The following is a 14498-nucleotide window of genomic DNA, read 5'->3' as shown; positions in this document are numbered from 1 at the left end:
ATGGACACTGTTCACATGGCCGAGAGCGATAAACTTGCCGACGACCCGCTATGGTATAAGGATGCGATCATCTACCAGCTGCACATCAAGTCGTTTTACGATGCCAATGGCGATGGTATCGGCGACTTCGAGGGCCTGTACCAGAAGCTCGACTATATAGCCGCACTCGGCGTCAATGCCATCTGGCTCCTGCCGTTTTTTCCCTCGCCCCGACGCGATGACGGCTATGATATCGCAGATTATCGCAATGTCAGCCCGGACTACGGGACGCTAGAGGATTTCCGGAAGTTCGTGGCGGCGGCGCATGAACATAATATCCGCGTCATCATCGAGCTTGTCATCAACCACACGTCGGACCAGCATCCCTGGTTCCAGCGCGCGCGGCAATCGCCTGCCGGAAGCCCCGAACGTGACTTCTACGTCTGGTCGGATACCGACCTGAAATTTCCCGAGACCCGCATCATTTTTCTCGATACGGAAAAGTCGAACTGGACATTCGATCCCGTGGCGGGCGCCTATTATTGGCATCGCTTCTATTCGCACCAGCCCGATCTCAATTTCGATAATCCGCTGGTCATGAAGGAAATTATCGATGTCATGCGCTTCTGGCTTGAGACCGGCATCGACGGCTTCCGGCTCGATGCGATCCCCTATCTTGTCGAGCGCGAGGGCACCAACAACGAAAACCTGCCGGAAACACATCTGATCCTCAAGCAGATCCGCGCGGCGCTTGATGCAACACATTCCGGCGTGCTGCTCCTTGCCGAGGCAAACCAGTGGCCGGAAGACACGCGAGAATATTTTGGCGACGGCGACGAATGCCACATGGCGTTCCATTTCCCCTTGATGCCGCGCATGTACATGGCGATTGCCAAGGAGGATCGCTTCCCGATCACCGATATCATACGTCAAACGCCGGAAATTCCCGAAATCTGCCAATGGGCGATCTTCCTCCGAAATCACGACGAGTTGACGCTCGAAATGGTCACCGATGCTGAACGCGATTATCTGTGGGAGACCTACGCCTCCGACAAGCGCGCCCGCATCAACCTTGGCATCCGACGGCGGCTGGCGCCATTGATGGAACGCGATCGCCGCCGTATCGAGCTCATGAATGCGTTGCTGCTGTCCATGCCGGGAACGCCCATCGTCTATTATGGGGACGAGATAGGCATGGGAGACAATATATATCTCGGCGACCGGGACGGCGTGCGCACCCCGATGCAATGGTCTCCCGATCGCAATGGCGGCTTTTCGCGCGCAGATCCAGCGCGCCTCGTATTGCCGCCGGTTGCCGATCCGCTCTATGGCTTCGAGGCATTGAACGTCGAGGCACAGGTGTCGGACGCGCATTCGCTGTTGAACTGGACACGGCGAATGCTGGCGCTGCGCGGTCGCCACAGCGCCTTTGGGCGGGGTTCGATGCGCTTCCTGGCACCGGCCAACCGACGGATTCTCGCCTATTTGCGCGAATATGGTGACGAGGTCATTCTTTGCGTCGCAAACCTGTCGCGCGTTCCTCAAGCCGTGGAGCTCGATCTGCAGCAGTTCGAAGGGCGGGTTCCCGTGGAGTTGACGGGCATGTCGCCATTCCCGCCGATCGGACAGCTCACCTACCTGCTCACACTGCCGCCCTATGGTTTTTTCTGGTTCCAGCTCGCTGCCGAGGCCGACGGACCAGCCTGGCGCACGGCACCGCCCGAGCAACTTGTCGATCTGGTGACGATCGTTATCCGGCGCAGCCTCACGGAACTTGCCGAGCTGCCGCATCACGCGGCGGTGTTGAGCAGGGATATCCTGCCGGCCTATCTTGCGAAGCGCCGTTGGTTCGGCGCCAAGGACCAGGCTCTGCAGGAGGCAAGGCTCGTTTCCGCGACGCCGATACCCTTTGCCGACGGTGTCGTGCTCGGAGAGATCGAGGTCGTGCTGCCGGATCATGTGGAAAGCTACCAGTTGCCGCTCGCAGCCGAATGGGACGATACGGCGACCAACGTGCTCGCCCAGCAGCTTTCCCTTGCCCGTATCCGGCAGGGCAGGCGGGTGGGATTCCTGACTGATGGATTTGCCATCGAACTAATGGCGCGTGGCATCCTTCAGGGCCTGTGCGACCGCTCGACGGTCAGCGGACGCACCGGCATGATCGAATTCATCGGCACCGACCGGCTCGATTGCCTGGCCCTGACGGAGGACATGCCGATCCGTTGGCTTTCGGCCGAACAATCCAATAGCTCGTTGCTCGTGGGCGACTTGGCGATGATCAAGCTGATCCGCCATGTCTTCGTCGGCGTCCATCCGGAAGTCGAAATGACGCGCTATCTGACGGAACATGGTTACGAGCATACTGCCCCTCTTCTGGGCGAGGTGGCTCGGACCGACGGCGAAGGTCGCCGATCGACGCTTATCATCGTGCAAGGAGCGATCCGCAATCAGGGCGATGCCTGGAATTGGATGCTGTCCAACCTCCGACGCACTGCCGACGAGATTGTTATCACGGAGTCCGCCGTCGAGGCGGCCGATGAGCAGCTGCAGCCGCTTCTGCATTTCGTTTCCATGGTCGGCGAACGGCTCGGAGAATTGCATGTCTTATTGGCGCAACCGACCGACAACGAAGCCTTCGCGCCACGTCGGGCGGAAGCACGCGATATCGCCGGCATTTGTAAAACCGTAACGGGCGAGATCACCTATGCCTTTTCCAAGCTGACCGGCCTCGAAGACAGTGTCGAGCCCGAGATCGCGGAACAGATATCCCTGCTGCTTGCCGAACGCGACAGGATCCTCGAGCTTGCCGGTGCGCTGGCGGACGAGGCGAAAGGCACGTTGTTGACGCGTGCGCATGGCGATTTCCATCTTGGCCAGATCCTGGTGACGGAGGGCGATGCCGTCATTATCGATTTCGAAGGCGAGCCGGCGCGCAATCTCGCGGAGCGTCGCGCCAAGACGAGCCCATTGCGCGACGCTGCCGGCCTGCTGCGGTCGCTCGACTATCTCTCGGCGACCGCCATGCTCGAAAACGACGCTATTTCGGATCATCATGATGCCCGCCGCCGAGAGGTGATCCGCCGCTTTGCGGAAAGTGCGGAACGCATTTTTCTGACATCCTATATCGAGGCATTGGCGGCTTCGCCCGATTTGCCGAAAACGCCCGCCGAGGTGCGGCGGATCATCGATATCTTTCTTCTGGAGAAGGCTGCCTATGAGATCGCTTATGAGGCCCGGAACCGTCCTAAGTGGCTTCCGATCCCGCTGAACGGACTTGCCGCGATCATAGCCCGACTTTCGGAGAGCCGCTCATGAGCGACGTTGCCGATATTCTCAGCGGAGTGGATGCGGGTTCGATACATGCCGTGGTGGAGGGACGGCATGGAGATCCTTTTTCGATCCTCGGCATGCACAAAGGTGTGGACGGCCGCTACAGCGTCAGGGCCTATCTTCCGGGAGCCTTGCGTGTTGAAATCCTCGATCGAGACAGTGATCGCGTTCTGGCATTGGCCGATCTCATCCATCCGGCCGGCCTGTTCGGCGCGATGCTTGCCGAACGCAACGCCTATTATCTGAGAATTCAATGGCCCGACGCGGTCCAGGTGACGGCCGATCCCTATAGCTTCGCGCCGCTGCTCGGCGATCTTGATCTCCATCTGATCTCGCAAGGGACGCATTACAACCTGAGCAAGGCTCTCGGCGCAAATCCGATGACAATCGACGATGTCGCGGGCGTGCGTTTTGCGGTCTGGGCGCCGAATGCAAGCCGCGTGTCCGTGGTCGGCGACTTCAACGCCTGGGACGGACGCCGCCATCCGATGAGGCTCCGGCCGCAGGCAGGTGTCTGGGAGATCTTCGTTCCGCATATCACGGACGGCGAGCGTTATAAGTTCGAGATTCTCGATCGCTTCGGCAATCCGCTTCCGCAGAAGGCCGATCCCGTCGCACGGGCCGCGGAGCCGGCGCCATCGACGGCGTCCGTGGTGGCTTCGTCCGAGCCTTTCCGCTGGAACGATCATGACTGGATGGACAAGTGCCGAAGCACCGATCATTTCGCCAAGGCGCTTTCGATTTATGAGGTCCATGCCGGCTCTTGGCTGCGCAACATGGAAGATGGCGGCCGCGCGCTGGATTGGATCGAACTCTCGCAGCGGCTCGTTCCCTACGTCCGCGAAATGGGTTTCACCCATATCGAGCTGATGCCGATCATGGAGCATCCTTTCGGAGGATCATGGGGCTATCAGCCGCTCGGTCTGTTTTCGCCGACCGGGCGCCATGGCACGCCCGAAGATTTCGCATATTTCGTCGATCGCTGCCACCAGGAAGGGCTCGGTGTCATTCTGGACTGGGTGCCGGCGCATTTTCCGACGGATGTCTGGGGATTGGCGCGTTTTGACGGCACCGCCCTTTATGAGCACGAAGATCCGCGAGAGGGCTTCCATCGCGACTGGAACACGCTGATCTATAATCTTGGCCGTAACGAGGTCAAAGGCTTCCTGATCGCGAGCGCGCTCGAATGGCTTGAGCGCTATCATGTGGACGGATTGCGCGTCGATGCCGTCGCCTCCATGCTCTATCGCGACTATAGCCGCCCGGAAGGCGAATGGATCCCGAACCGTTACGGCGGGCGCGAAAACCTGGAAGCCATCGAATTCTTCAAGCATTTGAATAGCATCGTTCACGAACGCCACCCGCACGCGCTGATGATCGCGGAGGAGTCGACCGCTTTTCCGAACATCACAAAACCCGCCGCGGAAGGCGGGCTCGGCTTCGACATGAAGTGGAATATGGGATGGATGCATGACACGCTCCATTACATGTCCGACGATCCGGTCTATCGAAAGTATCATCATGGCTCGATGACCTTCGGCATGATCTACGCCTACAGCGAACGCTTCATCCTGCCGTTTTCACATGACGAAGTCGTGCATGGAAAGGGTTCCCTGCTCGCCAAGATGCCTGGCGATCCCTCGCAGAAGATGGCCAATCTTCGCGCTCTTTTCGGCTTCATGTGGGGGCACCCGGGTAAGAAGCTTCTCTTTATGGGCGGTGAGATCGGTCAATGGTCGGAATGGAGCCATGACGGTTCCGTCGAATGGGATCTCCTGGATGAACCCTCTCATGCTGGCCTGCAGCGGCTGGTGCGCGATCTCAACCGAATCTACGGGCATTTTCCATGCCTGCAGCATGGCGATACCATGCCGGACGCTTTTGAGTGGGCGGTTGCGGATGATGCCGAACAGTCGGTTTTCGGGATGCTGCGCTTTGATGCTGGACGGCGGCCGGCCATTCTGGTCATTTCGAATTTCACTCCGATTTTCCGGAGCGGATATAGGGTAGGTGTTCCTTTTGCCGGCCTCTGGCGGCGGATACTCGATACCGATGATTTAGTTTATGGCGGAGCAGGTATGGGCTCTGGTGATCGTCTTAGCGACGATTTTCCCGCGCATGGGCGCCGCCAGTCTCTTCTCGTCGATCTTGCCCCTCTTTCGACAGCGATGTTTCTCTTTGAGGATGGAGAAGCGATGACGGGAGGTGAGCAATCCTGAAGTTCCGCGTCGTGGGAAGTAGTCGATGCCGTCGTGGTTGCGCGGAACGGTCCGGTAGCGAACATCGTCTTTCTTCCAATTTGATCCATCTTTTATTGCATGAGGAGGTTGCTAATGAAAATCATGATCGTCGAAGACGAGCCCTTGGTGGCACTGGAATTGGAGCGCATCGCTATCGAAGCTGGCCACGAAGTCGTGGGCTCCTTCATGACCGCGGAACAGGCCCTGGCCTACGCGTCAAAGGCAGAGGTGGCTTTCGTGGATCTCGGCTTGGCCGATGGCCATAGCGGAGCGGGGCTTGCTCGCCGATTGACGGATCGGTTCAGGATAAAAGTGATCTTTGTGACCGGCAGCCCGGAGCGGGTTGGTTATGGCCTTGAAGGCGCGGTTGGAATAATCGACAAGCCATTCACCGACAAAGCAATCATCGATGCCTTGGAAAAGGCGCGGCGCCTATAAGGTTAAGTAGGCTTGGCCTCTGAGGGGATCGGGTTGCCTGAAGGGCAGTAGAAGCTCGTCCCTCAGATTTGCGAAATAGCTCACGACAGGCTCCAGACAATTCCCCATGGTCCGATCGAGTTGTCTGTCATGCCGTTCGACGAAAAAAATGCTTGTCCCTCGATCGGACTTTTCAAAATAACAGGCGTGTTCGACAAATTGGCTGCCAAATGAAGATTTGTAGACCCGAGTTTCCAGCGCACTCGGATTGGCGAGGCGTCTGGATCGTAGGTCGCCAAGCAACTATGCGCTTCGACGAGGAGCGGCACGACCATTTGATGTCTGAGCTCTAGCAACTGCCGGTAATAGCGTCCCGTTGCCGGGTTCTCATCCATTTTATCCCAGCGCAATTTTGCGCGGAGGAAGGTGGCTTCGGCCGTCGGGTCGCATGCATCCTCCGCTTCGAAGCCGGGCAGGCGCTTCAGTTCCTCCTTGCGGCCAAGCCTTATCTTGGCGTTGAGCTCCTCATCGAAATCGCAAAAGAAGGGAAAGGGATCGGTAGCGCCCCATTCCTCACCCATGAACAGCATGGGGATCTGGGGCGAGAGAAGATAGATGGCTGCGATAGCCTTTATCGCCTCGATGGGGTGGGAAGAAATCATACGATCGCCGCGCGCTCGATTGCCGATCTGGTCATGGTTTTGGATGAAGGAGATAAAGGCCGATGGCGGCAAGCCAACGCTTGGCGATCCCCTTGGCCGCCCTCGATATTCCATGTGCTCCCCCTGAAACGCGAAGCCCTCGGCAAGCGCGCGGCTCAGGCGCGGTGTCCAATCGGCATAATCTTCGTAGTAGCCGAAGGTCTCGCCTGTGGCCGCCACGTGGAGAGCGTGGTGGATGTCATCATTCCACTGTGCGGTAAAGTGGCGCGGCTTGCCGTCGTCATCGCGCGCGAGGAGAGCCGCTTCATTATCCTCGTTTTCGACGATCAGGTGCACATGGCGTTCAGGGAAGGCGCTTCTGACGCGACCGGCAAGTTCGAGAAGGATATGCGGATCGCTATCGTCCTTCATCGCGTGAACGGCATCGAGCCGCAAACCATCCATCCGAAACTCGCTCAGCCAATAGACAGCGTTTTCTATGACGAAATCGCGGACGAAGCGGCTGCTGTCGCCATCGTAGTTCAGGCCCTTGCCCCAGACGCTTTCGTGCCGGTCGCCGAAGATCGGCGCGTAGCGGGGCAGATAGTTTCCGTCCGGCCCGAAATGATTATAGACCACATCGAGAAAGACGCAGATGCCGCGCTCGTGGGCTGCATCGACGAGCATTTTGAGATGTTCGGGGCGGCCGTAGCTGCCATCTGGTGCATAGGGCAAAACACCGTCGTAACCCCATCCATACCGACCGCGAAAATCCGAAAGCGGCATGATTTGAATGGCCGTTATGCCGAGGCGCTGCAAATGGTCGAGCTTTTCGATGGCCGCCAGAAATGTGCCAGCTTCCGTGAAGGCGCCGACATGCAGTTCGTAGATGACGATCTCCTCCCAGCGGCGTCCCTTCCATCCCTGCGTTTTCCACGTGAACGTTGGATCGATCAGCTCGCTCGGGCCGTGAACGTCTTCGGGCTGAAAGCGCGAGGCAGGATCCGGCACGGCAAACCCATCGGCCAGCACGAACTTATAGCGATCGCCGATCTGCGCGTCGTTGACTTCGACGACATGCCAGCCGTCCTGGCTCCGCCGCATGGCCCATTCTCCGCGCTGCTCGATGCGGACGAGCGCGCTCTCCGCCAAGGGCGCCCACAAGCGGAACAAGACCGCATTCTCATTGATTTGTGGTCCAAATGCGAAGCCGTGCTGCATGACACCCTATCCGTCAATGACGCTGAAATTTTCCTGCATCCAACGCATCTTGACCGGAACGGTTCCTGGGGTGGGAACAGATCTCTTTCAGTTCCGTTCTTAAGAGCCCCCGACGCAGCGAGGAAGCCATGACCGTCTCAACCTCTACCTACCGCCTGCAGTTTCGCGGAAATGTCACCTTTGAAAGGGCAACGGAGCTGGTTCCCTATCTGAAGCGTCTCGGCATTAGCCACGTCTATGCCTCGCCGATCTTTGCGGCCAAGAAGGGATCGACGCATGGCTATGATGTCACGGATGCGAACGAGATCGACCCGGTGCTTGGCGGTCGCGCTGGGTTCGATGCTTTCTGTGCGGTCTTGCAACAGGCGAAGCTGGGCCTGATCCTCGACATCGTGCCCAACCATATGGCCGCTTCCGTGGAAAACGTGTGGTGGCGTGACGTGTTGCGGCGTGGATCGGGCAGTGTCTATGCCGGCCATTTCGATATCGACTGGCAACGCAAGCTCACCTTGCCACTTCTGGGACGCCCGTTGGAGGAAAGCCTGGCCGCGGCGGACTTTCGTCTTCGCTACGAGCCTGCGGATGGTTGCATCTATCTGGCCTACTTCGACAATCTGCTTCCGCTTTCGATCGCAAGTGCCGACCGGCTGGCAGCGGACATAGGAACGGATGCGGAGCGGTTGCTCGCATTTTCGAGGGATGCGGCCGCCATGAGAAAACTTCTCGCGGAACAGCATTGGCAATTGCTCTATTGGAAAGATGCCGCCGAAAACCTCAGCTACAGGCGCTTCTTCGAGGTGGCAGGCCTGGTCGGGATGCGGGTGGAGGACCCACGGGTCTTCGACGACACGCATCGGCTGATCATCGAATTGGTTCGTTCCGGACAGGTCCAAGGATTACGCGTCGACCATATCGATGGACTGGCCGATCCGAAGGGCTATCTCGAGCATTTGCGGCAAGCCGTTGGCCCGGACACGTTCATCGTAGTCGAGAAAATCCTTGCCCGTGGTGAGAAGCTGCCGGCGGATTGGCCGGTGGCGGGAACGACCGGCTACGAATTCATCGCCGCCATGGCCGATCTCTTCGTGAACGAGGAGGGATTGCGCAAGCTGGACGAAGCCTACAGGCCCGTTAGCGAGGAAGATGCCGACTTTGCCACAGGTTTGCGCAAGGCGAAGCTGCTGATGGTCGAGCGCAATTTCGCCGGTGAGACGAGGCGTCTGACGAGGCTGGCATGCTCGATTTTTGCGGATTTCGACGAGGAGGAAATAGCGTCGGCGCTTCGCGAGCTGCTGGTCGCCTTCCCGGTTTACCGTACCTATGCCTATCAGGGAGCTGCATCGTCCGATGATGTGACGGTCGTCGAGATTGCCTGTGGGAAGGCAAGAAGCCGATTGTCGACCGTTGATGCCCTCGATGCACTCGCCCGTCTTTTGAAAGAGGAGGTTTCTGCAGCCGAAGCTCTGGAGTTTCGAGCCAGATTCCAGCAGCTCAGCGGTCCGATCATGGCAAAGGCGGTCGAGGACACCCTGTTTTATCGGTATAACCGCCTCATCGCATTGAACGAGGTCGGAGGCGAGCCACACGCGCCACCGGGCTCGGTGGCGGCCTTTCATCAATTCATGAACGACCGGTTTCAGCGGCAACGCTGCGGCCTTTCCACGACCTCGACGCATGATACCAAGCGGGGAGAAGACACTCGCGCCCGCCTATACGGCCTTACGCAGGATCCTGATGCCTGGATTGCAGGCGTCGAGCGATGGCGCAACATGAATTCTCCTTTTCGCTCCAGCCTTGCCGATGGACCCGCGCCCGAGCCCAATATCGAATGGATGCTTTACCAGGCGCTTGCCGGCATCTGGCCGCAGGACATCGAAGGAGCCGATCGGAACGCACTGAAGGAACGGTTTTGCGCCTATGTGTTGAAGGCGATCCGAGAAGCCAAGCTCCGGACGGATTGGATGGATGAAAACCCTTCCTATGAGCATTCGGTCGAGGCCTATGCCGCCGCCTTGTTTTCGGAGGATAATCGGGAGTTCATCCGTGATTTCGACCGGACGCTGCGTCCTTTCATGGAGCTTGGTTTCCGCAACAGCCTGTCGCAGTTGCTGATCAAGCTCACGGCTCCCGGTGTTCCCGACATCTATCAGGGTAGCGAGCGTCTCGATTTCAGCCTTGTCGATCCGGACAATCGACGACCGGTCGACCATCCGTGGACTGACACGGAAGCGGCCGGTGCCCTCGCGATGGATCCCGCTTTCTTGAAACGGCATGTCATCCGCACGGTGCTGCGCTATCGCAATCAGCACCCCTTTCTTTTCCTCGAGGGCGAATATGTGCCTTTGGAAACCAGCGGCGCACGAGCGTCCAATCTCGTGGCTTTCGCTCGCGTTCACGAGCGGGAAACAGCGGTTACGATCGTGCCGCGTCTGGTCGATATGCCTTCATCGGATTTCTGGAAAGACACCGCTGTGATGATGCCGCGAGAGCTCAAGGCGCCGCTATACGATCTCTTGACGGATAAGCCTTCGTCAGCTGGCGATCTTCTGGCAGCACAGCTGTTTACCGATCATTCCCTATCCTTTCTCGTGGGGAACCGGTGACGATCCTGGCGCCGATGCATGCGTAGTCCGACCTCAAAGCCGGAACAAAGCGCTTCACAGGGTGTTTCTGCTGCGCAGCAACGATCACGAGGATTTCATGACGGAAGGCGGCAAGAGGCATGCGATCGAGCCTGGAGATTACACGCGCCTGGGAGCGAATTATGACGGAGAGGGTGTCAATTTCGCACTTTTCAGCGCCTATGCGGAAAAGGTGGAACTCTGCCTTTTCGACGAAAGCGGAAAGGAGGTCGAGCGGATCGCTCTGCCGGAATATACCCATGAAATCTGGCATGGCTATGTGCCTGGACTGAAGCCAGGTGCCTTGTATGGCTACCGCGTGCACGGCCCGTTCGATCCCGAAAAAGGGCATCGTTTCAATGCGCACAAATTGCTCGTCGACCCCTATGCCCGCGAGCTTGTGGGCAACATCGAATGGTCGCAAGCCCAGTTCGCCTATCGTCTGGACGACGAGCAAAAGGATCTTTCCTTCGACGAGACCGATAGCGCCGGACAGGTGCCCAAATGCCGTGTGGTCGACCTCAAGAATGAAACATCGGATAACAAGCCGTCGGTCGCGTGGCCTGAGACCATTTTCTATGAGGCGCACGTCAAGGGAATGACGATGCTGAATCCGGCAATTCCGGAGCCGTTGCGTGGCACCTTTGACGGTCTGGGGCACGGGGCGGTCGTCGATTACATCAAGAGCCTCGGCGTCACCTCCATCGAACTCCTTCCCATCCATTTCTTTCCCGATGACAGTCACTTGCTCGACAAGGGCTTGCACAACTATTGGGGCTACAACAGCCTTGCCTTCTTCGCGCCGGCAACTCGTTATTACGGGCCTAAGGGCCTTTCAGGCTTTCGCGACATGGTGCGTGCCTTCCACGATGCCGGTATCGAGGTCATCCTCGATGTCGTCTATAATCATACCGCGGAGGGCAATGAACTCGGTCCGACCCTTTCCTTCAAGGGTATCGACAATTTCTCCTATTACCGCACCCTGCCGGACCAGCCCCGCTACTACATCAACGACACCGGCACCGGCAACACGATCAACACGTCGCATCCGCGCGTGCTGCAAATGGTGACGGACTCGCTGCGCTATTGGGTCGAAGAAATGCATGTCGATGGCTTTCGTTTCGATCTCGGCACCATTCTTGGCCGCGAACCCCAGGGTTTCGATCAGCGCAGCGGCTTCTTCGACGCGGTCGGCCAGGATCCGGTGCTTGCCAAAGTCAAACTTGTCGGCGAGCCGTGGGACATTGGCCCCGGCGGTTATCAGGTGGGGGGATTTCCGCCGGGCTGGGCGGAGTGGAATGACAAATATCGCGATACGGTCCGGGATTACTGGAAGGGCACACCTGGCATGACAAGGGATTTTGCCGCCCGCATCTTAGGGTCGGGCGACGTTTATGATCTTCGTGGCCGCCGCCCGTGGGCCACTGTCAATTTCATCGCCGCCCACGATGGCTTCACGCTTAATGATCTCGTCTCCTATAACGAGAAGCATAATGAGGCCAATGGCGAAGACAACAATGACGGCCACAACGACAACCGCAGCTACAATTACGGCGCTGAAGGTCCGACGGATGATGAAGCCATCAATACCGTTCGAGAGCGCCAGAAACGCAATTTTCTCGCGACCCTCTTTCTGTCGCATGGTACGCCGATGCTGCTGGCGGGTGATGAGGCCGGCCGCAGCCAGATGGGCAACAACAATGGCTACTGTCAGGACAACGAACTCAGCTGGCTGCATTGGGACGATCGATATGGCAGCGCCGAGGCGCTTTATACCTTCGTCAAACGGCTGATCGCCTTGCGTCAGGCACATTCCATCCTCAGACGAGAAAATTGGCGCGATGGTCTGATTGTCACCTGGCTCAATCCGACCGGCGGAGAGCAGACGGACGAGCAATGGGACGATGAAGCAAACACGGCGATCGGCCTGCGCCTGTCGCGTGAGCAACCCTTCGAAGAGGGCTGGGATGATATTCTAGTCCTTTTCAACCCTCGTGATGGAGATGTCGACTTTACCTTGCCGGATGACAAACGCTGGGCGCTGGAACTATCGACATCCGATCCTGATGGGCAGGATCGGGGCGGGGTCGACAAGAAATTCTTGAAACTTGAAGCCCGCAGTCTCTCGCTTTTGAGGCCCGCCTGAAACAAGCGTGAGTGAAATGAAAATGCACGTCGCGGGTCTTTAAGAGCGTGGAAGCTCGGACAAGCGACGGAAATCTCGATCCCGTCCAGTCGAAGGTACCGTCGATATTAGGTTATTCCGGCGGTATGCGGCTTTAGTTATCTCACTGCCCCGGCCGCCGATGAAACGAATATTGGCACTTGGTTGTCGTTTTGTAGCTCATATGATTTCTTGTGCTATGCCGCGAACAATACGGGTTGCCCATCCCATTAGCTCTCGCGGTATGTAAAACTGCCATTCACCGGAATTTTGGTCTGGAATCCAGGCCGGTCGGCTCCGTTTTGTTTCTTGCAAACCTAAATATCTGTTGCTGTTTGGAAACTTTTCCTGGTCTCCGAACTTTGATGGGAGGCCGTGAGATAATGCATGAGTGTATGCATGGGTGTTCCTCCTGTAAGGGATCGACCCTTGTCGCACCGTTTCCAAATTCCACGAGTGCTCGGCCGAGCCGGAGGAACTAATGCCGTTAACATATCACGTTGGTATCCATGACGAGGGTTTTGCCTATCGCGTCGGTGATGTTTGGTCGGAGACGTTTCCCGATCACGGGAGTGCGCTTGCCGCCGCCAAATCTGCGGCGGCCCGCCAACAGCAGGGCGGCGAAGATACCGAAATCAGCTACCAGCTGTCCGATGGACGCTGGCGGACCGAACAGGTCAGTCGCGGGGAAGGCCCAATCACGAATGTAAGCGATGACGCGGACAATCCCATGAAGGAATTAACCGGATCATGCCGTTGCGGGCAAGTGCGTCTAACGGTGCGCGGAAAACCGCTACGTATCGGCATTTGTCATTGCACGGATTGCCGGCAGGAAAGCGGATCCGCCTTCACTTATTTCGGCCTATGGCCCGCAAGTGAATTTCACTATGAAGGCGCGACGAGCGAGTTTGCTGGACGCGAGTTTTGCCCGCGTTGCGGTTCGCGCGTGTTTGCCGTTGGCGATAGCGAGGTCGAGATCAAGCTTGGAGTCCTGAGCGCGGCACCCACGCATCTCAGACCCAGCTATGAGGTTTGGACCAAACGGCGGGAACCCTGGCTTTCATCGATCGAAGGCGCGGAGCAGCACGAGGAGGATAGACGATGAGGCGCGCATGATGGCGGGCTAGCCGCCGTCAAAAACAGGAAAAGCGGACCAAATGGTACGCGTGACTGGAATGCTTCTCCGCTTACTCGGCCTTCCCACGCAATGAAGGTCTGATCGACAAAGTTATTGGCGAAAGCCGTGAGCAGGACTGATGGAGATATCGGCCCGTCGATGCTGACATTCTTCGCATGCAATAAATAATCACGAGGGCGTTACGAGGATGACGCGCCCCCGTTCCTGATGAACCTAAAAGACCAGCAAGGATTCAAATCCTTCCAGCCGATAATCTTCTCCGCCCGGCAGGAGCTGAGCCTTAGCCTCCCCGGCCTGTCGAGGGTTGGCAAGGGAGAACGACCGAGCTCATCAAGCCTTGATTATCGAAGACTGGGGAAGGAAAGTTTCGGTTCGGGTCCTAATGGAGCTTGAACTCGCCTTCGACACGACGCCATTCGTTTGGACCGATCAGGCGCCGATGGCTGTAGCGGACGGAATGCAGCGGCCCGTCGAGATTGGTTTGCCAGAAATCGAGAAACCTATGCATTTCGGGAAAATCGGGCGCCAGGTCGTAATCCTGCCAGACGTAGGTCTGCAGGACGGATTCGAAATCGGGAATGTGATAGAGGATATGCGCGGTGGTCAGCCCATAGCCGTTTAGTTGACCTTCCAGTTCCGACGAAAATCGCATGCTTCATCTCCGTTTCGTGACAGTCGGATGGTGGCGCAAATTTTTGCGGCCATCAATGGGTTTTCAACGCAGAGTGCCATTTTCTTGTTCCATTC

8 protein-coding genes are annotated in these 14498 nt (G+C 57.8%); 6 read left to right on the top strand and 2 right to left on the bottom strand.

Features of this window, described 5'->3' with window-relative positions; all coding sequences use genetic code 11:
• The 3 genes from treS to GDN47_RS20255 all read left to right on the top strand — a co-directional run bounded on the left by treS (position 1) and on the right by GDN47_RS20255 (position 5987).
• A complete protein-coding gene (gene treS, locus GDN47_RS20265) occupies positions 1–3294 on the top strand; it encodes a maltose alpha-D-glucosyltransferase (RefSeq protein WP_152094108.1) in 3294 nt (1097 codons plus the stop codon).
• Positions 3291–5528 carry a 1,4-alpha-glucan branching protein GlgB gene (gene glgB, locus GDN47_RS20260; RefSeq protein WP_152094107.1) on the top strand — a complete coding sequence of 746 codons (2238 nt, stop codon included), beginning with the start codon at positions 3291–3293 and terminating at the stop codon, positions 5526–5528. Before treS ends, glgB begins: the two co-directional genes overlap by 4 nt.
• A gap of 114 nt (positions 5529–5642) precedes the next feature.
• Positions 5643–5987, top strand: coding sequence for a response regulator (locus tag GDN47_RS20255; RefSeq protein ID WP_113353009.1), 345 nt, complete (start codon positions 5643–5645; stop codon positions 5985–5987).
• Positions 5988–6067: 80 nt separating this feature from the next.
• On the opposite strand, the gene treZ is transcribed toward GDN47_RS20255, so the two are convergent.
• Positions 6068–7828, bottom strand: coding sequence for a malto-oligosyltrehalose trehalohydrolase (gene treZ, locus GDN47_RS20250; RefSeq protein WP_152094106.1), 1761 nt, complete (start codon positions 7826–7828; stop codon positions 6068–6070).
• Positions 7829–7956: 128 nt separating this feature from the next.
• Here treZ and treY point away from each other — a divergent pair, with 128 nt between their 5' ends.
• The 3 genes from treY to GDN47_RS20235 all read left to right on the top strand — a co-directional run bounded on the left by treY (position 7957) and on the right by GDN47_RS20235 (position 13718).
• The gene (gene treY / locus GDN47_RS20245) at positions 7957–10431 is read left to right on the top strand and encodes a malto-oligosyltrehalose synthase (protein WP_152094105.1); all 2475 of its coding nucleotides are present in this window, start codon (positions 7957–7959) and stop codon (positions 10429–10431) included.
• 97 nt (positions 10432–10528) lie between these two features.
• Positions 10529–12595, top strand: coding sequence for a glycogen debranching protein GlgX (gene glgX, locus GDN47_RS20240; RefSeq protein WP_145635683.1), 2067 nt, complete (start codon positions 10529–10531; stop codon positions 12593–12595).
• 748 nt (positions 12596–13343) lie between these two features.
• Positions 13344–13718 (top strand): GFA family protein, encoded by a 375-nt coding sequence (locus GDN47_RS20235; RefSeq protein ID WP_113396563.1) that lies wholly within the window; start codon positions 13344–13346, stop codon positions 13716–13718.
• Between the two features lie 412 nt (positions 13719–14130).
• On the opposite strand, the gene GDN47_RS20230 is transcribed toward GDN47_RS20235, so the two are convergent.
• On the bottom strand, positions 14131–14403 hold the full coding sequence (locus tag GDN47_RS20230) for an usg protein (protein WP_069614226.1): 273 nt from the start codon (positions 14401–14403) through the stop codon (positions 14131–14133).
• Between the last annotated feature and the right edge of the window lie 95 nt (positions 14404–14498).

It is taken from the genome of Martinezella dioscoreae (assembly GCF_009176305.1).
GTDB lineage: Bacteria > Pseudomonadota > Alphaproteobacteria > Rhizobiales > Rhizobiaceae > Rhizobium > Rhizobium dioscoreae.
This window is presented reverse-complemented; position numbering and strand designations above follow the sequence as displayed.